Source organism: Streptomyces sp. NPDC002851, from assembly GCF_053591935.1.
This window is the reverse complement of sequence record NZ_JBSFUT010000015.1, coordinates 163,434-183,291: the sequence shown is the minus strand read 5'-3', so window position 1 is coordinate 183,291 and position 19,858 is coordinate 163,434. Positions and strand designations below refer to the sequence as shown.

Annotated in this window: 19 protein-coding genes; 10 read left to right on the top strand and 9 right to left on the bottom strand. The window is 68.7% G+C overall.

The features are described 5' to 3' along the window. Positions 1 to 24: 24 nt before the first annotated feature. From sigM to trxA, 4 genes are all read left to right on the top strand, one after another. The gene (gene sigM / locus ACWD10_RS18330; RefSeq protein WP_451092073.1) at positions 25 to 762 is read left to right on the top strand and encodes an RNA polymerase sigma factor SigM; all 738 of its coding nucleotides are present in this window, start codon (positions 25 to 27) and stop codon (positions 760 to 762) included. After that, on the top strand, positions 759 to 1,700 hold the full coding sequence (locus ACWD10_RS18325) for an anti-sigma factor family protein (RefSeq protein WP_451092071.1): 942 nt from the start codon (positions 759 to 761) through the stop codon (positions 1,698 to 1,700). Before sigM ends, ACWD10_RS18325 begins: the two co-directional genes overlap by 4 nt. 189 nt (positions 1,701 to 1,889) lie before the next feature. Beyond that, the gene (gene trxB, locus ACWD10_RS18320; protein ID WP_451092069.1) at positions 1,890 to 2,852 is read left to right on the top strand and encodes a thioredoxin-disulfide reductase; all 963 of its coding nucleotides are present in this window, start codon (positions 1,890 to 1,892) and stop codon (positions 2,850 to 2,852) included. Between the two features lie 38 nt (positions 2,853 to 2,890). Beyond that, a complete protein-coding gene (trxA, locus tag ACWD10_RS18315; RefSeq protein ID WP_451092067.1) occupies positions 2,891 to 3,217 on the top strand; it encodes a thioredoxin in 327 nt (108 codons plus the stop codon). A 117-nt stretch (positions 3,218 to 3,334) separates the two neighbouring features. Here trxA and ACWD10_RS18310 read toward each other — a convergent pair whose 3' ends face one another. From ACWD10_RS18310 to rpmH, 9 genes are all read right to left on the bottom strand, one after another. After that, entirely contained in the window at positions 3,335 to 3,952 is a 618-nt protein-coding gene (locus tag ACWD10_RS18310) for a GNAT family N-acetyltransferase (protein WP_451092065.1), read from the bottom strand. Between the two features lie 299 nt (positions 3,953 to 4,251). Then, complete coding sequence (locus tag ACWD10_RS18305; protein ID WP_451092063.1) at positions 4,252 to 5,358, bottom strand: ParB/RepB/Spo0J family partition protein; 1,107 nt, start codon at positions 5,356 to 5,358, stop codon at positions 4,252 to 4,254. Next, on the bottom strand, positions 5,355 to 6,434 hold the full coding sequence (locus ACWD10_RS18300; protein ID WP_451092061.1) for a ParA family protein: 1,080 nt from the start codon (positions 6,432 to 6,434) through the stop codon (positions 5,355 to 5,357). Before ACWD10_RS18300 ends, ACWD10_RS18305 begins: the two co-directional genes overlap by 4 nt. A gap of 252 nt (positions 6,435 to 6,686) precedes the next feature. Next, entirely contained in the window at positions 6,687 to 7,403 is a 717-nt protein-coding gene (rsmG, locus tag ACWD10_RS18295) for a 16S rRNA (guanine(527)-N(7))-methyltransferase RsmG (RefSeq protein WP_451092059.1), read from the bottom strand. Positions 7,404 to 7,532: 129 nt separating this feature from the next. Then, on the bottom strand, positions 7,533 to 8,048 hold the full coding sequence (locus ACWD10_RS18290) for a Jag family protein (protein WP_451092057.1): 516 nt from the start codon (positions 8,046 to 8,048) through the stop codon (positions 7,533 to 7,535). A 15-nt stretch (positions 8,049 to 8,063) separates the two neighbouring features. Continuing rightward, positions 8,064 to 9,350, bottom strand: coding sequence for a membrane protein insertase YidC (gene yidC, locus ACWD10_RS18285; RefSeq protein WP_451092055.1), 1,287 nt, complete (start codon positions 9,348 to 9,350; stop codon positions 8,064 to 8,066). 3 nt (positions 9,351 to 9,353) lie between these two features. Beyond that, positions 9,354 to 9,662: a membrane protein insertion efficiency factor YidD gene (gene yidD, locus ACWD10_RS18280; RefSeq protein ID WP_451092053.1), complete on the bottom strand. Its 309-nt coding sequence runs from the start codon at positions 9,660 to 9,662 to the stop codon at positions 9,354 to 9,356. Continuing rightward, positions 9,659 to 10,030, bottom strand: coding sequence for a ribonuclease P protein component (rnpA, locus tag ACWD10_RS18275; protein ID WP_451092051.1), 372 nt, complete (start codon positions 10,028 to 10,030; stop codon positions 9,659 to 9,661). Before rnpA ends, yidD begins: the two co-directional genes overlap by 4 nt. 21 nt (positions 10,031 to 10,051) lie before the next feature. After that, the gene (gene rpmH / locus ACWD10_RS18270; RefSeq protein WP_016644655.1) at positions 10,052 to 10,189 is read right to left on the bottom strand and encodes a 50S ribosomal protein L34; all 138 of its coding nucleotides are present in this window, start codon (positions 10,187 to 10,189) and stop codon (positions 10,052 to 10,054) included. 407 nt (positions 10,190 to 10,596) lie between these two features. Here rpmH and dnaA point away from each other — a divergent pair, with 407 nt between their 5' ends. The 6 genes from dnaA (at position 10,597) to gyrB (ending at position 19,857) form a co-directional block, all read left to right on the top strand. Then, a complete protein-coding gene (gene dnaA, locus ACWD10_RS18265; protein ID WP_451092049.1) occupies positions 10,597 to 12,612 on the top strand; it encodes a chromosomal replication initiator protein DnaA in 2,016 nt (671 codons plus the stop codon). A 949-nt stretch (positions 12,613 to 13,561) separates the two neighbouring features. Then, on the top strand, positions 13,562 to 14,692 hold the full coding sequence (gene dnaN, locus ACWD10_RS18260; protein ID WP_451092047.1) for a DNA polymerase III subunit beta: 1,131 nt from the start codon (positions 13,562 to 13,564) through the stop codon (positions 14,690 to 14,692). Between the two features lie 134 nt (positions 14,693 to 14,826). After that, on the top strand, positions 14,827 to 15,702 hold the full coding sequence (gene gnd, locus ACWD10_RS18255; RefSeq protein WP_451092045.1) for a phosphogluconate dehydrogenase (NAD(+)-dependent, decarboxylating): 876 nt from the start codon (positions 14,827 to 14,829) through the stop codon (positions 15,700 to 15,702). A 55-nt stretch (positions 15,703 to 15,757) separates the two neighbouring features. Continuing rightward, positions 15,758 to 16,879: a DNA replication/repair protein RecF gene (recF, locus tag ACWD10_RS18250; RefSeq protein WP_451092043.1), complete on the top strand. Its 1,122-nt coding sequence runs from the start codon at positions 15,758 to 15,760 to the stop codon at positions 16,877 to 16,879. Next, positions 16,876 to 17,436: a DUF721 domain-containing protein gene (locus ACWD10_RS18245; protein ID WP_451092041.1), complete on the top strand. Its 561-nt coding sequence runs from the start codon at positions 16,876 to 16,878 to the stop codon at positions 17,434 to 17,436. The genes recF and ACWD10_RS18245 overlap by 4 nt, the downstream gene beginning before the upstream one ends. Before the next feature lie 354 nt (positions 17,437 to 17,790). After that, positions 17,791 to 19,857 carry a DNA topoisomerase (ATP-hydrolyzing) subunit B gene (gyrB, locus tag ACWD10_RS18240; RefSeq protein WP_451092039.1) on the top strand — a complete coding sequence of 689 codons (2,067 nt, stop codon included), beginning with the start codon at positions 17,791 to 17,793 and terminating at the stop codon, positions 19,855 to 19,857. Position 19,858 lies beyond the last annotated feature (1 nt).

The following is a 19,858-nucleotide window of genomic DNA, read 5'->3' as shown; positions in this document are numbered from 1 at the left end:
TTCGACCAAGGTAGGGGGAGGCAGGTGCAACCGGAGGAGACCTCAGGGCTCCCTGACGCGACTCTCCTGGCCCGCCATGTCGCAGGCGACCCGGATGCCTTCGGTGAGCTCGTACGCCGCCATCGTGACCGCCTCTGGGCGGTGGCGCTGCGCACGCTGGGGGACCGCGAGGAAGCCGCCGACGCGGTGCAGGATGCCCTGGTCTCCGCCTACCGGGCCGCACACACCTTCCGCGGGCAGTCCGCGGTCACCACGTGGCTGCACCGCATCACGGTCAACGCCTGCCTCGACCGGGCACGTAAAGCGGCCTCACGGAAGACCTCTCCCGTCGACGACACGGAGCGTCTGGAGCAGCTCCTCGAACCGCACGAGTCGGCGTCCGCCCCGGCCGAGCGTCACGACCTCCACCGCCAGCTGATCGAGGCCCTCGGCACCCTGCCCCCGGATCAGCGGGCCGCGCTCGTTCTGGTGGACATGCAGGGCTACCCGGTCGCCGAGGCGGCCGAGGTCCTCGGCGTCCCGACCGGAACGGTGAAGAGCCGCTGCGCGCGCGGCCGAGCCCGGCTGCTGCCGCTGCTCGGCCACCTCCGCAGGGACGGTGAAGAAAACAACGGCAAGACGGGAGAGAAAGAGTCCGGCGGGGGAAGGAACCGGACGCAGGGGACATCCGTCCCACCGACAGCAGGACCCAGAGGGACTGCACCGCGGGAAACGGATTCCAGCGATACGACAGCCGTGAAGGGCGGAGGTGGGCGAGCGTGACATCCACGACCGACACGGCTGAGCACCCGGAAGTCACCGAACTCTCCGAGCTCACGGAGGGGCTGCTCGCCCCGTCCCGTGCCACCGAGCTACGGCGTCACCTCGCCCAGTGTGAGCTCTGCGCCGAGGTGCATGACTCGCTGGCCGAGATCCGTGAGCTGCTCGGCACGCTCCCCGGTCCGCCGCGCATGCCCGCGGATGTCGCCGGACGCATCGACGCCGCGCTGGCCGCGGAAGCCCTCCTGGACGCCACGGCGCCGGAGGTCCAGGACACCGCGCGTGAAACCGATGCCCGCGTTTCACGTGAAACATCGACTCCCGCTGCCACCGACGGGCCGGTCGACCGGCCCGTCGGGCATGCCCGGGCCGCCACCGGTCCCGGGCGGACCCCGCCCGGCGGTCGCCGTCGCCGTCGGCGCATCGCGGCCGCCGCGCTCGGCGCCGTCGCCACCGTGGCGGCCATCGGGTTCGGCGCTCTGCTGATCCAGCCCGGTGGTGACAAAGCCGCGGATGGTGGCGCCCACAGGACCTCGGTGGAGGCCGAGGGGCAGGTGTTCTCCGAGGCCAAGCTGGAGGGTCAAGTGGCCGATCTCCTCGGGGAGAAGAACCGTCCCGAGAAGGCCCCCGCCGAAGACGACGCCTCCTCGAAGCCCTCCGTGAGCACGGAGTCGAGCCCCACATCGCCGCGTTCGCACGCCACGCTGCGGGGAGCCGCCCCTCAGGTGCCGGAGTGCATCACCCGCGGCATCGACCGCGACGATCCCCCGCTCGCCGCCGAGAAGGGGGATTACCAGGGCAAGAGCGCCTACCTCGTCGTACTGCCGCACGGGACCGACGTCTCCCGCGTCTCCGCCTACGTGGTCGACGCGAGCTGCGTCCGCGCGGAGCCGCCCACCAAGGGCGAGGTCCTGCTGACCCGTTCCTACGCGCGCCCCTGACGGCTCTTCCTCCGCGCGCCTCCGGAGGCTTCCGCCGCATCCCCCCTCACCCCTTGGTGGCCGTTGACACACCGGGGACGCGGACACGTCGGGAATGCACGCCCCGTAGGATCCGTTGGGTGGGGTGAGAGTCCTGAGACGGGGCTCCTCCGAGGCAGTAGGCAGTCCGCAGAGACGAGGAATCAAGCCGTGAGCGACGTCCGTAACGTGATCATCATCGGCTCCGGGCCCGCCGGCTACACGGCGGCGCTCTACACAGCGCGTGCATCCCTGAAGCCGTTGGTGTTCGAGGGGGCCGTTACCGCCGGTGGCGCGCTGATGAACACCACCGATGTGGAGAACTTCCCCGGCTTCCAGGACGGCATCATGGGCCCTGAGCTCATGGACAACATGCGGGCGCAGGCCGAGCGTTTCGGCGCCGAGCTCGTTCCCGACGATGTGGTCTCCGTCGACCTCGCCGGTGAGATCAAGACGGTCACCGACACCGCCGGTACCGTCCACCAGGCCAAGACGGTCATCGTCACGACCGGTTCCCAGCACCGCAAGCTGGGCCTCCCGAACGAGGACGCCCTGTCCGGACGCGGTGTCTCCTGGTGCGCGACCTGTGACGGGTTCTTCTTCAAGGACCAGGACATCGCGGTGGTCGGTGGCGGCGACACCGCCATGGAAGAGGCCACCTTCCTCTCCCGCTTCGCCAAGTCCGTGACGGTCGTCCACCGTCGGGACAGCCTGCGCGCCTCCAAGGCGATGCAGGAGCGCGCCTTCGCCGACCCGAAGATCAAGTTCTCCTGGCACAGCGAGGTCGCCGAGATCAAGGGCGACCAGAAGCTCACCGGCCTGACGCTGCGCAACACGAAGACGAGCGAGACCTCGGAGCTGCCGGTCACCGGTCTCTTCATCGCGGTCGGCCACGACCCGCGTACCGAGCTCTTCAAGGGCCAGCTCGAGCTGGACGACGAGGGCTACCTCAAGGTCGAGGCCCCGTCGACCCGTACGAACCTGCCCGGCGTCTTCGCGGCCGGCGATGTCGTCGACCACACCTACCGCCAGGCGATCAGCGCCGCCGGTACGGGCTGCTCCGCTGCCCTGGACGCCGAGCGCTTCCTGGCCGCTCTCGCCGACAACGAGAACGCTGCCGCCGCGTCCGTCTGATCCGACGTCCCCCACCCACTGATAAAGGAGAAACACGCATGGCCGGCAAGACGATTACGGTGACGGACGCCGACTTCGAAGAGAAGGTCCTCAAGAGCGACAAGCCGGTGCTCGTCGACTTCTGGGCCGCCTGGTGCGGCCCGTGCCGCCAGATCGCCCCCTCCCTGGAGGCGATTGCGGACGAGCACGACGAGATCATCGTGGCCAAGCTCAACATCGATGAGAACCCGGGTACGGCGGCCAAGTACGGTGTCATGTCGATCCCGACCCTGAACGTGTACAAGGGTGGCGAGATCGCCAAGACCATCGTCGGCGCCAAGCCGAAGGCGGCCATCGAGCGGGATCTCGAGGACTTCATCGCCTGAGCGCACGGCAATCCGCTCCGAGCGGCGCCGATGTTTCACGTGAAACGGGCCCACCCCACGCAGGGTTGGGCCCGTTTCGCTGTCCCGGAATCCGTCACAGCTCTCTCTGGAGTGCCGTCACAACGGCCGCAACGCAGGGTCCTTCTGCACCGCCCCGAGCAACCGGTCAAGGGCCAGCTCGACGTCCTCCTTCCAGGAGAGCGTCGTCCGCAGCTCAAGCCTCAGCCGCGGATAGGTGGGATGCGGACGTACGGTCTTGAAGCCCACCGCCAGCAAATGGTCGGCAGGCAGGACACACGCCGGTTCCTTCCAGCGCGCGTCGCCGAAGGCCTCGATCGCCTTGAAGCCCCGCCGGAGCAAATCCTTGGCGACGGTCTGCACCATCACCCGGCCCAGTCCCTGCCCCTGATACCCCGGCATGATCCAGGCCGTCATCAACTGCACCGCGTCCGGGGAGACCGGGCTCGTGGGAAAGGCCGTGGAGCGCGGCACATAGGCCGGAGGCGCATAGAGCACAAAGCCCACCGGAACCTCGTCGACATAGACGACCCGCCCGCACGAGCCCCACTCCAGGAGCACGGCGGAGATCCAGGCCTCCTTCTCCAGGTCTGGTGTGCCTGCCGCTACCGCTGCCTGACCGCTGACCGGGTCCAGCTCCCAGAAGACACACGCGCGGCAGCGCTTGGGAAGGTCCGGAAGATTGTCCAGCGTGAGCGGTACGAGCCGACGCCCCATGAAGGCGGTTCCTCACTTCCTTCGCCCGCCGCCTCTCGGGCGGCTGACAGCGCGCTCCGTTCCCTGAGCAGGCTGCCGACGAAACCACCGACCGCCCCGATTCCGAGTCCCGCAGTCATCAGACCGGTGCGGCTCACCGATCGCATGGCCCCCGCCTCCCTCTCTTGAGGTGTCACCAGGTGGATGCGCCATACCCAAACGCATCGTATCGACCATGCGATTGCACCGATAGCGTAAGAAAGCAAAGAGCGGGCCGTGTTCCGGTACACACCGGACACGGCCCGCTCTTGGGTACGGAATCAGTCCTCCTCTGAGGACTCCGAAGCCTCCTCAGGGTGTCCCTGCTCAAGCACCGGTCCTTCTCCCGGTGCCAGCGATCCAAGAATGCGCTCCAGATCGTCCATTGAGGCGAACTCGACGACGATCTTTCCCTTCTTCTGGCCCAGGTCCACCTTCACCCGGGTCTCGAAGCGGTCCGAGAGGCGTGCCGCCAGGTCGCTCAGGGCGGGAGAGACCCGGCCCCCGGCGCGCGGCCCCTTGTTCCGCGGAGTGCTCTTCGGCCGCGAACCCATCAGGGTGACGATCTCCTCGACCGCCCGCACCGAGAGCCCTTCGGCCACGATGCGGTGGGCGAGCCGCTCCTGCTCCTCCGAGTCCTCGACGGAGAGCAGGGCGCGGGCATGACCGGCGGAGAGGACGCCCGCGGCCACCCGCCGCTGCACGGCCGGCGAGAGCTTGAGGAGCCGCAGCGTGTTGGAGACCTGCGGACGGGAACGGCCGATCCGGTCCGCGAGCTGGTCATGGGTGCAGTTGAAGTCCTTCAGGAGCTGGTCGTAGGCCGCCGCCTCTTCCAGCGGATTCAGCTGCGCCCGGTGCAGGTTCTCCAGGAGCGCGTCCAGGAGGAGCTTCTCGTCCTCCGTGGCCCGCACGATCGCCGGGATCTGCTCCAGACCGGCCTCACGGCAGGCCCGCCAGCGGCGCTCACCCATGATGAGCTCATAGCGGGCGGGCCCCAACTGCCGCACCACAACGGGCTGGAGCAGCCCCACCGTCTTGATGGAGGTGATGAGCTCGGCGAGGGCGTCCTCGTCGAAGACCTCACGCGGCTGCCGCGGGTTCGGGGTGATGGAGTCCAGCGGAAGCTCGGCGAAGTGCGCCCCGGCGGGAGCCTCCGGAACCTGGATGGCTTCGGGCGCCGCGGGCGGCTCCGTTTCACGTGAAACAGAACCCTGCGACAACGCGGCCACCTTCGCCGCCGCCACGCCACGCTCCGTGGTGAGCACCGGAGCCGAGCCAGGGGAAGGCGTGGCCTCGCCCGCGGCCGGAGGGACGGACTTCTCTCCGGTGGGGGCGGCGGGGATCAGCGCGCCCAGTCCGCGCCCCAGGCCTCTACGTCGCTCACTCACTGGATGCCCTCCGCCAGGTTCTGCTGCTCGTTCTGAATGGCCGTGTGGCCATGCGGCGGTGCGTCATACCGCACGCCGACTCCGCGCAGCGCCATCTCTCGTGCTGCTTCGAGATACGAGAGCGCACCGCTGGACCCCGGATCATAAGTCAGCACGGTCTGCCCGTAGCTGGGCGCCTCGGAGATACGCACGGACCGCGGGATGCTCGTCCGCAGCACCTCGTCGCCGAAGTGGTTGCGCACCTCCTCCGCCACCTGGGAGGCGAGGCGGGTCCGACCGTCGTACATGGTCAGCAGGATCGTCGAGACATGGAGCGCGGGGTTGAGGTGTCCGCGCACCAGGTCGACGTTCCGGAGGAGCTGGCCCAGGCCCTCCAGCGCGTAGTACTCGCACTGAATGGGGATGAGCACCTCGGCGCCCGCTACGAGCGCATTGACCGTCAGCAGCCCGAGGGACGGCGGGCAGTCGATGAGGATGTAGTCCAGCGGCTGCTCATATGCCTGGATCGCCCGCTGGAGACGGCTCTCCCGTGCCACCAGAGACACCAGCTCGATCTCCGCACCGGCGAGATCGATCGTGGCGGGTGCACAGAAGAGGCCCTCGACATCGGGGACCGGCTGGACCACCTCGGAGAGCGGCTTGCTCTCCACCAACACGTCGTAGATGGAAGGGACTTCGGCGTGATGGTCGATCCCCAGAGCCGTGGAGGCATTGCCCTGCGGGTCGAGGTCGATCACCAGAACGCGGGCGCCGTGCAGAGCCAGCGAGGCGGCCAGGTTGACCGTCGTCGTGGTCTTACCGACCCCACCCTTCTGGTTCGCGACCACCATGACCCGGGTCTGCTCGGGCCGTGGCAGCCCCTCGCCGGCGCGGCCGAGAGCCTCCACCGCCAATTGGGCAGCACGACCAATGGGGGTGTCGTCCATCGGGGTCGGTGTTTCACGTGAAACATCCTCCCCCGCCGACTCGGTACGGGGACCGGGGACCGGATCGGTCATCGGTCCCGCGATGTTGGCGTCGGACCGCAAGGATTCACTCTCCTCGACATCAGGCTCGCAATGAACAGAGCCTCCCATGTCTTCGGGGTCGTGAACTAGTGAGGCCCGGTCTTCTGTGGATGAATCCACCTCTGTGGACAACTCCGTACCCCGTGCAGGGGGCCTGCGATCACGCGGAGCCGCAGAGCGGCCGCGACTGATGATCCCGTGCAGCAGTGAGCGACGTTTCACGTGAAACACGATGCCCAGCCGCCGACCCCGCGGGCCTACGACACTCCGACACGCGTACGTTTAGCTGCTGGTGTGGAGTACGTCCGTCATCAGGACGGATCAGCGGCGCCGACGCACCCGCCCCGCACGGGCCGCCTTGGCGCGCTTGGCCGCGAAGCGCACTCCGCCGGGGCTCTCGCCGACCTCGACCCGCACCACCGTGGAGAGCGGGTCCACCAGGCCCTGGCCGACCTGGAGCACCGAGACCTCCACCGCGCCGAGCTTGTTGAGCGCGGCCCTGGCGCTCTTCACCTCTTCCTCCGCGGTGTCGCCCTTGAGCAACAGCATCTCTCCGTACGGACGCAGCAGGGGCACGCCCCAGGTCGCAAGCCGGTCGAGCGGAGCCACGGCGCGGGCCGTGACGACATGGACGGGCGGCACCTTGCCGAGCATCTCCTCGGCCCGGCCGCGTACCACCGTCACATGGTCGAGGCCGAGGAGCTCCACAACTTCGGTGAGGAAGGTGGTCCGGCGCAGCAGCGGCTCAAGGAGCGTGATCTTCAGGTCGGGCCGGACGAGTGCGAGCGGAATGCCGGGCAGCCCGGCGCCCGAGCCGACGTCGCACACCGTGACGCCCTCGGGCACGACCTCGGAGAGCACGGCGCAGTTCAGCAGGTGCCGCTCCCACAGCCGCGGCACCTCGCGGGGCCCGATCAGCCCCCGCTGCACACCGGCGTCGGCGAGGAGTTCCGCGTACCGGACTGCGTCCTCGAAGCGCTCACCGAATACCTCCCGGGCCTGCTCCGGGGCCGGGGGAAGCTCTGCTGCTTCCGTCACGGGGACCGTCCTTCCGTACGCACTGCGTGCTGGTCGTACTGACCGAGCTGATCGTTGACCCTGCTGGCTATCAGGCTGACAAAGACCGGCCCCGCCTGCGAACAGACGGGGCCGGGGGCGACGTGGTGGTCAGGCGGGGAGTACGACGACGAAGCGCTGCGGCTCCTCGCCCTCGGACTCGCTGCGCAGACCGGCGTCCTTGATCGCGTCGTGCACGACCTTGCGCTCGAAGGGCGTCATCGGGTCGAGCTTCACGGGCTCGCCCGTGGACTTGACCTCGGCGGCGGCCTTGGCACCCAGATCGGAGAGCTCGGCGCGCTTCTTGGCCCGGTAGCCGGCGATGTCCAGCATCAGGCGGCTGCGGTCCCCGGTCTCGCGGTGCACCGCGAGGCGGGTGAGCTCCTGGAGCGCTTCGAGCACCTCGCCGTCACGGCCGACCAGCTTCTGCAGGTCGCGGCTGCCCGCGTCGCTGACGATCGAGACAGCGGCTCGGTCGGCCTCGACATCCATGTCGATGTCGCCGTCGAGGTCGGCGATGTCCAGCAGACCCTCGAGGTAGTCCGCCGCGATCTCGCCCTCCTGCTCGAGGCGGGTGAGGGTGTCGCCGGCCTCCGCAGGCGCCGAGGTGGTGGTGCCTTCCGTCACGGGATGGACTCCTTCTTACTTCTTGGACGGGTGCTTGGGCCGCTGCGGGCCCTTGCGCTGTCCGGACTTGGCTTTGCTGCGGTTACCGGCGTCGGGCTTGCCGCCCGCCGGCTTGGCCTTGGACCCGCTGTCCTCCGCCTTGGCCTCGGACTTCTCCAGGGACGTCTTTCCCGTCTCCTGCTTCTCGGTCGCGTCGCCCTTCGCGGCGGACTGCCGCTGGGACTTGGTCTGGCGCTTGGGCTGCTGGCGCTTGGGCGTACCGCCACCGGTGGTCGCGGCGACCTCGCCTTCGGCCACGGCTACGGCGGTCTCGCTCTTCACCACGGTGCCGTCCGTCTGGGCCGCCAGGCCCGCCTTGCTCAGGCCGTTGATGAACTTGCGCTCGGTGTCGTTGCGGTCGCGGCCCTTGGCGACGATCGCCTTGACGATGTTCCGCTCGCCGCGGCGCAGCTTGCCGCCCTCGTGCCGGGTGAGCTTGTGCTGCAGCCGATCCAGGAAGGCGGCCTGCGCCTTGCTGCCCGGGGTGGGGTTCTGGCGGATGACGTACATCTGCTGGCCCATGGTCCACACGTTGGTGGTCAGCCAGTAGACGAGGACACCGACGGGGAAGTTGATGCCGAAGACCGCGAAGATGACGGGGAAGACGTACATCAGCATCTTCTGCTGCTGCATGAACGGCGTCTTGACCGTCATGTCGACGTTCTTCGTCATCAGCTGACGCTGCGTGTAGAACTGCGAGAACGACATCAGGACGATCATGATGGCGGTGACGATGCGCACATCGGTCAGGGAGGCGTTGAGCGCCTCGACCTTCTCCGGGCTGTCCATGAACTTCGCGGCCAGCGGGGCGCCGAAGATGTGGGCCTTCTGAGCGCTCGCGAGGAGCGGGCCGTCAATGGACCCGATCTCCTTGCTCGTGGCGATGCTGTTCAGCACGTGGTACAGGGCGAAGAAGAACGGGGACTGCGCCAGGATGGGGAGGCACGAGGAGAGCGGGTTGGTGCCCGTCTCCTTGTACAGCTTCATCATCTCTTCGGACTGACGCTGCTTGTCGTTCTTGTAGCGCTCCTGGATCTTCTTCATCTCGGGCTGGAGCGTCTGCATGCCCCGAGTCGCCTTGATCTGCTTCACGAAGAGCGGGATCAGACAGATACGGATCAGCACCACGAGGGACACGATGGACAGCCCCCAGGCCCAGCCCGTGTCAGGGCCGAAGACCGCCCCGTACAGCGAGTGGAACTGGACGATGACCCATGAGACAGGGGTGGTGATAAAGCTGAAGAGACTGGCAATCGTGTCCACTAATCAGGCTCCTTGAGCATGGGACGGGGTCTCAGTGGCGGAGGTCCCGCCCTTGTTGCGCCAGGCATTGCGCAGCATTTCGTGCCAGCGCGGACGCTTCCGCGGTGGCACGTGATCGACACCGCCGTGCGACCAGGGGTTGCACCGCAGAATCCGCCAGGCGGTGAGCGCCGTCCCCTTGATCGCACCGTGCCGGTCGATGGCTTCGTAGCCGTAGTGGGAACACGACGGGTAGTACTTGCACACCGGCCCGAGCAACGGACTGATGGTCCATTGGTAAATCTTGATCAAGGCCAGCAGTGGGTACTTCATCGCGTGCCCCCTCCAAGGAGCCGCTGCAGAGCGGCATCCAGGTCTCGGGCCAGCTGTGCGTGGTCGGCGTCGCCCGCACCGGGCAGCGCTCGTACGACTACCAGGCTACCGGGGGGCAGCTGGACCAGCCGTTCGCGCATCAAGTGGCGAAGCCTGCGCTTCACCTTGTTCCGTACGACCGCTACGCCCACGGCCTTGCTCACGACGAAACCCGCACGCGTCGGGGGAACGCTCTCCCCTGGCGCGTGCGGGTCCGTAGCACCGCTGCGTAGATGGACGACGAGAAGCGGGCGTCCTGCCCGGCGGCCTCGCCGTACCGCGGTCGCGAAGTCCTCGCGCCGCCTCAGCCGGTTCTCGGTAGGCAGCACGACGTCATGACCTGTTTGCTATCAGGCAGACAGGCGGGCGCGACCCTTGCTGCGGCGGGACGCCAGGACGGCGCGGCCGGCACGGGTGCGCATCCGCAGCCGGAAGCCGTGGGTCTTCGCGCGACGACGGTTGTTCGGCTGGAAGGTGCGCTTGCTCACTCGGGGGCTCCAGAAATGATGTGTGTGGTGGCGGGAGGTCGCTTGGCTGTCACCGTGCGCCCGCGAGGGAGCTCGCATACGCCCGAGTGCACCGCTTCACGATCACTGATCGTGCTCTTCACTGACTGTGATCCACATCCAGCGATCCATGCCCATTCGGAGGCAGGCGGCAGCAGCCATCGACAACTCGACCTGGTCACGGTACGCGCGGCTACGCCATCCGGTCAAACCAGCGTTACCCGGGGAGACACTGTGCACAGCCTGTGGACAACAACTTGAACCGTACCGGTCGCCCTGACTACCTTGGCTGAACTCCGATTCGTTCCCTTCCCCCCGCCCCACCCCTTTTCCGTTACGACCTGTCCCAAGAACCACACCTTCGTGGGACCCGTGAGAGAGCGTGCCCTGTGGCTGACGTACCTGCCGATCTTGCCGCAGTGTGGCCACGCGTGCTGGAGCAACTCCTCGGCGAAGGTCGCGGCCAGGGCGTCGAGGCGAAGGACGAGCACTGGATCAGGCGTTGCCAGCCGCTGGCTCTGGTCGCCGACACCGCACTGCTCGCCGTGCCGAACGAATTCGCCAAGGGTGTACTCGAGGGGCGGCTCGCTCCCGTCGTCAGCGAGACGCTGAGCCGCGAGTGCGGCCGCCCGATCCGCATCGCCATCACGGTCGACGACTCGGCGGCCGAGCCCACGGCCCCGGCCCCGCCGGAGCAGCCGCGCTACGAAGAGCCGACGCGGTACGAGGACCAACAGCGCTACGAGGAGCCCGAACTGCCGTCGGCCGACCGGGCCCGCGACCAGTACGAGAGCTACCGGCGCCACGACGACGCGGCGGCCGCCCGGGGCGAGCAGCACCACGGCTCGCGCCCGGACTCGCTGCCGACGGCCCGCCCGGCCTATCCCGACTATCAGCGCCCCGAGCCGGGCGCCTGGCCGCGGCAGGACGAGTACGGCTGGCAGCAGCAGCGGCTCGGCTTCCCGGAGCGCGACCCGTACGCCACGCCCTCGGGCCACGCGCCGCACCACGACTACCGGCAGGACCGCGCCCCCTACGAGCAGGACCGCTCGCCGTACGACCAGGACCGGAGTCCGTACGACCAGGAGCGCGCACCGTACGAGCAGGACCGCGGCGGATACGACCAGGACCGGTCGACGTACGAGCCGGACCGGAGCGGGTACGAGCAGCAGGAGCGGTCGCAGTACGAGCAGCCGCGCGGCGAGCGCAGGGGCCCTGCCGACTCCGCTGCCCCCGCCGGAAGCCGTCCCTCCGGCGGCCACCCCGGTCGTGGGATGCACGGCGGCAGCCCTTCCGCGACGCTGCCCGCCTCCAGCGGTGCCCCGGGTCCGCTGGCCGCGCAGCCCGCGCCGGCGACCGGGCCGGGGGAGCCGACGGCCCGGCTGAACCCCAAGTACCTCTTCGACACCTTCGTCATCGGTGCCTCGAACCGTTTCGCGCACGCGGCCGCGGTGGCCGTCGCCGAGGCACCGGCCAAGGCGTACAACCCCCTGTTCATTTATGGGGAGTCGGGCCTCGGCAAGACGCACCTGCTGCACGCCATCGGGCACTACGCGCGCAGCCTCTACCCGGGCACGCGGGTGCGCTATGTGAGCTCCGAGGAGTTCACCAACGAGTTCATCAACTCGATCCGCGACGGCAAGGGCGACAGCTTCCGCAAGCGGTACCGCGAGATGGACATCCTGCTCGTCGACGACATCCAGTTCCTGGCGGACAAGGAGTCGACGCAGGAGGAGTTCTTCCACACCTTCAATACGCTCCACAACGCGAACAAGCAGATCGTGCTCTCCAGCGACCGGCCGCCCAAGCAGTTGGTGACCCTGGAGGACCGGCTGCGGAACCGCTTCGAGTGGGGCCTGATCACCGACGTACAGCCGCCGGAGCTGGAGACGCGGATCGCGATCCTCCGGAAGAAGGCGGTGCAGGAGCAGCTCAACGCCCCGCCGGAGGTCCTGGAGTTCATCGCTTCCCGCATCTCGCGGAACATCCGTGAGCTGGAGGGCGCGCTGATCCGGGTGACGGCCTTCGCCTCGCTCAACCGTCAGCCCGTGGATCTCGGTCTGACGGAGATCGTCCTCAAGGACCTGATCCCCGGCGGCGAGGACGCGGCTCCCGAGATCACGGCCACGGCGATCATGGCGGCCACCGCCGACTACTTCGGGCTCACGGTGGACGATCTGTGCGGCTCCTCGCGCAGCCGCGTCCTGGTGACCGCCCGGCAGATCGCGATGTACCTGTGCCGCGAGCTCACCGATCTGTCGCTGCCGAAGATCGGGGCGCAGTTCGGCGGCCGCGACCACACCACGGTGATGCACGCGGACCGCAAGATCCGCGCGCTGATGGCCGAGCGGCGCTCCATCTACAACCAGGTCACCGAGCTCACGAACCGGATCAAGAACGGCTGACCTCACAGCACGTATCGGTGCGCATCAGCTCGTACCAGCTCGCACCAGCTCGCATCGGCGCGCATCGGCGCGCATCGGCGCGCATACGGTTTCGCAGCGGCGCCCCGGGACATGGTTCCGGGGCGCCTTTCGCGTTCCGGGACGTCTTCCGGCGGCAGCCCGGCCGTAGTGCGGTGTTCGATTACGGGGCCGGTGGACGGTGTTCTCCACAGATCCGGGGGCAAGATGCCGTCCACACCCTGGGGACCCGTGAGTTGTCCAGATCGCGTCCACAGCACACCCTGGTGACAACTCATCAAGGCAGCTCAAGTGGTTGTGGATTGGTGGACGAACACTCTCCACAGACTGTGGATGATCAGATTGCCCACAGGGGCCCGTTCGCGTTGTCCACCGGTGGCCCACAGGGAAACGGCGGTTGTCCCCAGGTTTTCCCCGCTTCTCCACACGCCTGTCCACTGTTCGGCAAGGCAACGCGCCTCCTCACCGGGTCGAGTGAAAGGCGTCACACCAAGGTGCTTGGTTGCCCTGTGGGGAACCGGGGTAAAACTGGGGACAGCACTGGGGAGAAGTCACCCCGGCCTGTGCATCGGGTGTGCAGAACTTTCCGCCGTCCACAGTGAGAGCCGTTTTTCCACGGGCTCCGCCCACAGCACCGGTGGACAAAAAACCGGCTCTGACCTGCTCAGATGCGGTTGTCCACGGTTTCCACAGGCCCTACTACTACCCCCACCTAGAGAACCCGGGAAATCCGCCTCGAAGTCTGGCCTGTGCACAACTCGCGCTCCGTCGTCATGAGCCCGCCCGTCACGACTTGACCCCGAGCCGCACCGAGTGTCGGTGCCGTACGTCAGACTGGTCCCCGGCGTTCTCCCCACCCTGGGGAGAGACCGAGCCAGACGACGAAGGCCAGCAGGGCAAGCGGCCAGGTACAGCAGGAGGGCGGCTTACGGTGAAGATCCGGGTGGAGCGCGACGTACTCGCGGAGGCAGTGGCCTGGGCGGCGCGCAGCCTCCCTGCCCGCCCGCCGGCCCCTGTTCTGGCCGGCCTGCTGTTGAAGGCGGAGGACGGCGCGCTGAGCCTCTCCGGCTTCGACTACGAGGTCTCGGCGCGGGTCTCGGTGGAGGCGGAGGTCGAGGAGGACGGCACGGTCCTGGTCTCGGGGCGGCTGCTCTCCGACATCTGCCGCTCGCTGCCCAACCGCCCGGTGGAGATCTCCACAGACGGTGTACGGGCGACGGTGTCCTGTGGCTCCTCGCGGTTCACGCTCCACACCCTGCCTGTGGAGGAGTACCCGGCGCTGCCGCAGATGCCGACCGCCACCGGCACCGTTCCCGGTGAGGTCTTCGCCGCCGCGGCCGAGCAGGTGGCCATCGCCGCCGGGCGTGACGACACGCTTCCGGTGCTCACCGGCGTACGCATCGAGATCGAGGGCGACACCGTCACGCTCGCCTCCACCGACCGCTACCGCTTCGCGGTCCGCGAGTTCCTGTGGAAGCCGGAGGTGCCGGACGCCTCCGCGGTCGCCCTGGTGCCCGCCAAGACGCTTCAGGACACCGCCAAGTCGCTGACCAGCGGTGACAGCGTGACCATCGCGCTCTCCTCCTCGGGCGCCGGTGAGGGCCTGATCGGTTTCGAGGGCGCCGGGCGACGTACCACCACGCGGCTGCTCGAGGGCGACCTGCCGAAGTACCGGACGCTCTTCCCCACCGAGTTCAACTCGGTCGCCGTCATCGAGACCGCCCCGTTCGTCGAGGCCGTGAAGCGCGTGGCGCTCGTCGCCGAGCGGAACACTCCGGTCCGGCTCAGCTTCGAGCAGGGCGTGCTGATCCTGGAGGCCGGTTCCAGCGACGACGCACAGGCTGTGGAAAGGGTCGACGCGCAGCTGGAGGGCGATGACATCTCGATCGCCTTCAACCCGACGTTCCTGCTCGACGGCCTGAAGGCGATCGACGCACCCGTCGCGCAGCTCTCCTTCACGACGTCCACCAAGCCCGCGCTGCTCGGCGGCAAGCCGGCCGTGGACGCCGAGGCGGACGAGGCGTACAAGTACCTGATCATGCCCGTGCGCCTCAGCGGCTGAGCGCACGCATGAGCGGGTAAGCCCGACAGGTGTGCCCAAAGGTCCCGGCGTAGGCTCGGACGCGGGGTCGGCGCTGGGCCATTTGGCTCACGGGGCCCCCGCCACCGCACAGTCTGACTAAGGGAACACCACTGATGGAGCTTGGTCTCGTCGGTCTCGGCAAGATGGGCGGCAACATGCGCGAGCGCATCCGCCGCGCAGGCCACACCGTCATCGGATACGACCGCAACCCCGACCTCGCGGACGTCCACAGCCTCAAGGAGCTTGTGGGCAAGCTGAAGGGCCCCCGCGTGGTCTGGGTCATGGTCCCGGCCGGGGACGCGACGCAGGCCACGGTCGACGAGCTGGCCACGCTCCTGGAGCCGGGCGATGTCGTCGTGGACGGCGGGAACTCGCGCTGGACCGATGACGAGAAGCACGCCGCGGAGCTCGCCGCCAAGGGCATCGGCTTCGTCGACTGCGGCGTCTCCGGCGGCGTCTGGGGCCTGGAGAACGGCTACGCCCTGATGTACGGCGGCGACAAGGACCATGTCGCCAAGGTGCAGCCGATCTTCGATGCCCTGAAGCCGGAGGGCGACTTCGGCTCGGTGCACGCCGGCAAGGTCGGCGCGGGCCACTTCGCGAAGATGGTCCACAACGGCATCGAGTACGCGATGATGCAGGCCTACGCCGAGGGCTGGGAGCTCCTGGAGGCGGTGGACTCCGTCACCGACGTCCGTGAGGTCTTCCGCAGCTGGCAGGAGGGCACCGTCATCCGCTCCTGGCTGCTCGACCTGGCGGTCAACGCCCTCGACGAGGACGAGCACCTGGACCGGCTCCGCGGCTACGCCCAGGACTCCGGCGAGGGCCGCTGGACCGTGGAGGCCGCCATCGACAACGCCGTACCGCTGCCCGCCATCACCGCGTCCCTCTTCGCGCGCTTCGCCTCGCGCCAGGAGGACTCGCCGCAGATGAAGATGATCGCGGCGCTGCGGAACCAGTTCGGCGGCCACGCGGTCGAGAAGAAGTAATCCACAGCCTGTTCACACGCTCACACGCTCCACAGGGGGAGGTCGGTCCACGACCATGCATGTCACGCATCTGTCGCTGGCCGACTTCCGCTCGTACGCCCGGGTCGAGGTCCCGCTCGACCCGGGCGTCACCGCCTTCGTGGGCCCCAACGGCCAGGGCAAGACCAACCTCGTCGAGGCGGTCGGCTATCTCGCCACGCTCGGCAGCCACCGGGTCTCCTCGGACGCCCCGCTGGTACGGATGGGCGCCGAGCGTGCGGTCATCCGGGCCGCCGTACGCCAGGGCGAGCGCCAGCAGCTGATCGAGCTCGAGCTCAATCCGGGCAAGGCCAACCGCGCCCGCATCAACCGGTCGTCGCAGGTCAAGCCCAGGGACGTGCTCGGTATCGTGCGCACCGTCCTGTTCGCGCCCGAGGACCTCGCCCTGGTCAAGGGCGATCCGGGCGAGCGCCGCCGCTTCCTCGACGAGCTGGTCACCGCCCGCTCCCCGCGGATGGCGGGCGTCCGCTCCGATTACGACCGCGTCCTCAAGCAGCGCAACACCCTGCTCAAGTCCGCCGCCATGGCCCGGCGGCACGGCGGCCGCTCGATGGACATGTCCACGCTCGACATCTGGGACCAGCACCTCGCGCGGGCGGGCGCCGAGCTGCTCGCCCAGCGCCTCGACCTGATCGCCACGCTCCAGCCGCTCGCCGACAAGGCGTACAACCAGCTCGCCCCCGGCGGTGGCCCGGTCGCGCTCGAACACCGGCCCTCCGCCCAGGGCCACGGGCACACGCGCGAAGAGCTGTACGAGCAGCTGCTCGCCGCCCTCGCCGACGTCCGCAAGCAGGAGATCGAGCGCGGCGTCACGCTCGTCGGCCCGCACCGCGACGACCTGCTGCTCAAGCTCGGACAGCTGCCCGCGAAGGGGTACGCGAGCCACGGCGAGTCCTGGTCGTACGCGCTAGCGCTGCGCCTGGCCTCGTACGACTTGCTGCGTGCCGAAGGGAACGAGCCGATTCTGGTGCTCGACGACGTCTTCGCCGAGCTGGACGCGCGGCGCCGCGAGCGCCTTGCCGAGCTGGTCGCGCCCGGCGAGCAGGTCCTGGTGACGGCCGCGGTGGACGACGACGTTCCGGGCGTACTCCAGGGGACGCGGTACACCGTCGCGGCGGGCGAGGTGACCCGGGCATGAGCGAGCAGCTCCCCGACGGTCCGGATCCCGCCGAGCCCCGCAAGACCCCCGAGCCCTCCGGCGTCGACCTCGCCCGGGTCGCGCTGCGCGCAGCCAAGGAGCAGGCGCGCGCGCGGGGCGCCGCCGCCGAGCAGAAGCGGCAGGCCCGGCGCGGCGGCGGCCTGCGGTCCGGCGCGCGCGCCGACGGCCGGGACCCGCAGCCGCTCGGCGCCGCGATCAACCGGCTGATCGCCGAGCGCGGCTGGGAGACGCCGGCCGCGGTGGGCGGCGTGATGGGCCGCTGGCCGCAGATCGTCGGCGAGGACCTGGCCAAGCACTGTGTGCCGCAGCGGTACGACGAGGAGGAGCGGGTCCTCACCGTCCAGTGCGACTCCACGGCCTGGGCGACCCAGCTGCGGCTGCTCGCCCCGCAGCTCGTGGCCCGGCTCAACCAGGACCTCGGCCAGGGCACGGTCAAGCTGATCAAGGTGTACGGACCTCAAGGCCCGGGCCACGGACGCCGCTTCGGCCCGCTGCGCGCGCCCGGGAGCACGGGTCCCGGCGACACCTACGGCTGACGTTCCGGCTGACCCTCTCCGGCCGGTAGCGGATGGTTGACAGCCCGAAGCGCTGAGTGCCGCTGTGAGCCTCTTGGAGCCCCTTTCCGTATATGGGGAGTCGGCTGCGGCCGGTTCAGGGCGGCACATGCGGACTCAGGCACCGGCAAACGCCCATCACTGTCGGCGCTACCGGTAGACTGGAGTCCATCTCGCCCCGTCATGGGGATCCACGAGAGACCATCGCGAGAAGCTGCACCACGCTGACCGACGAATGTCGACAGATGCCGATACGACAGATGCCGACTGACGCCGACCGAAACCGACACTCACTGAACGACGCAGCCGCTCCCGTCGCCGACGGGAGCTCGGCTTGTGCTGTGCCAGAAAGGGCGCTTCGTGGCCGATTCCGGCAACCCCAACGAGATCATCCCGTCCACCGCCGCCGCCGGCGAGAACGGCGAGTCCCCGGCCTCGTACGACGCCAGCGCGATCACCGTCCTGGAGGGTCTGGACGCGGTCCGCAAGCGGCCCGGCATGTACATCGGCTCGACCGGTGAGCGGGGCCTGCACCACCTCGTGCAAGAGGTCGTCGACAACTCGGTCGACGAGGCGATGGCCGGTCACGCGGACACGATCGACGTCACGATCCTCGCCGACGGTGGCGTGCGCGTCGTCGACAACGGCCGTGGCATCCCGGTGGGCATCCACCCCGTCGAGAAGAAGCCGGCCGTCGAGGTCGTGCTCACGGTGCTGCACGCGGGCGGCAAGTTCGGCGGCGGCGGCTACGCCGTCTCCGGTGGTCTGCACGGCGTCGGCGTCTCCGTCGTGAACGCGCTCTCGACCAAGCTCGCCGTCGAGATCAAGACCGACGGGTACCGCTGGACGCAGGACTACAAGGGGGGCACTCCGACCGCGCCGCTCGCGCGGCACGAGGCCACCGAGGAGACCGGCACCACGGTCACCTTCTGGGCCGACGGCGACATCTTCGAGACCACGGACTACGACTTCGAGACGCTGTCCCGGCGCTTCCAGGAGATGGCCTTCCTCAACAAGGGCCTGCGGATCTCGCTCACCGACGAACGCGAGTCGGCCAAGGCCACCACTGGCGCCGACACCGCCGACACCGAGGACAACGAAGAGGCGCGCACCGTCTCGTACCACTACGAAGGCGGCATCGTCGACTTCGTGAAGTACCTCAACTCCCGCAAGGGCGACGTGGTGCACCCCTCGGTGATCGACGTGGAGGCCGAGGACAAGGAGCGGATGCTCTCGGTCGAGGTCGCCATGCAGTGGAACACGCAGTTCACCGAGGGCGTCTACTCCTTCGCGAACACCATCCACACGCATGAGGGCGGTACGCACGAGGAGGGCTTCCGCGCCGCGCTGACCTCCCTGGTCAACCGGTACGCGCGGGACAAGAAGCTGCTGCGCGAGAAGGACGACAACCTCTCCGGCGAGGACATCCGCGAGGGCCTCACGGCGATCATCTCGATCAAGCTCGGCGAGCCCCAGTTCGAGGGCCAGACCAAGACCAAGCTGGGCAACACCGAGGCGAAGACCTTCGTCCAGAAGGTCGTGCACGAGCACCTCACGGACTGGCTGGACCGCAATCCGAACGAGGCGGCGGACATCGTCCGCAAGTCCATCCAGGCCCAGACCGCCCGCGTCGCCGCCCGCAAGGCGCGCGATCTGACCCGCCGCAAGGGGCTCCTGGAGACCGCCTCGCTGCCGGGCAAGCTGAGCGACTGCCAGTCCAACGACCCGGCGAAGTGCGAGATCTTCATCGTCGAGGGTGACTCCGCCGGTGGCTCCGCCAAGTCCGGCCGTGACCCGCAGTTCCAGGCGATCCTGCCCATCCGCGGCAAGATCCTGAACGTCGAGAAGGCCCGCGTCGACAAGATCCTGCACAACAACGAGGTCCAGGCCCTGATCTCGGCCTTCGGCACCGGCGTGCACGAGGACTTCGACATCGAGAAGCTCCGCTACCACAAGATCATCTTGATGGCGGACGCCGACGTCGACGGCCAGCACATCAACACCCTGCTGCTCACCTTCCTCTTCCGCTTCATGCGGCCGCTGGTCGAGGCCGGGCACGTCTATCTCTCGCGCCCGCCGCTCTACAAGATCAAGTGGGGCCGGGACGACTTCGAGTACGCGTACTCGGACCGCGAGCGTGACGCCCTGATCGAGCTCGGCCGGCAGAACGGCAAGCGCTTCCGCGACGACACCGTTCAGCGCTTCAAGGGCCTCGGCGAGATGAACGCCGAGGAGCTGCGCATCACGACCATGGACATCGACCACCGGGTGCTCGGCCAGGTCACGCTCGACGACGCGGCGCAGGCCGACGACCTGTTCTCCGTACTCATGGGTGAGGACGTGGAGGCGCGGCGCTCGTTCATCCAGCGCAACGCCAAGGACGTCCGCTTCCTCGACATCTGAG

What these genes read in the sequence shown, in the direction of transcription:
- trxA (WP_451092067.1), top strand. Translation starts at nt 2,891, where the DNA reads ATGGCCGGCAAGACGATTACGGTGACGGACGCCGACTTCGAAGAGAAG.
- ACWD10_RS18310 (WP_451092065.1), bottom strand. Translation starts at nt 3,952, where the DNA reads ATGGGGCGTCGGCTCGTACCGCTCACGCTGGACAATCTTCCGGACCTT.
- ACWD10_RS18300 (WP_451092061.1), bottom strand. Translation starts at nt 6,434, where the DNA reads ATGGGAGGCTCTGTTCATTGCGAGCCTGATGTCGAGGAGAGTGAATCC.
- yidD (WP_451092053.1), bottom strand. Translation starts at nt 9,662, where the DNA reads ATGAAGTACCCACTGCTGGCCTTGATCAAGATTTACCAATGGACCATC.
- gnd (WP_451092045.1), top strand. Translation starts at nt 14,827, where the DNA reads ATGGAGCTTGGTCTCGTCGGTCTCGGCAAGATGGGCGGCAACATGCGC.
- recF (WP_451092043.1), top strand. Translation starts at nt 15,758, where the DNA reads ATGCATGTCACGCATCTGTCGCTGGCCGACTTCCGCTCGTACGCCCGG.
- ACWD10_RS18245 (WP_451092041.1), top strand. Translation starts at nt 16,876, where the DNA reads ATGAGCGAGCAGCTCCCCGACGGTCCGGATCCCGCCGAGCCCCGCAAG.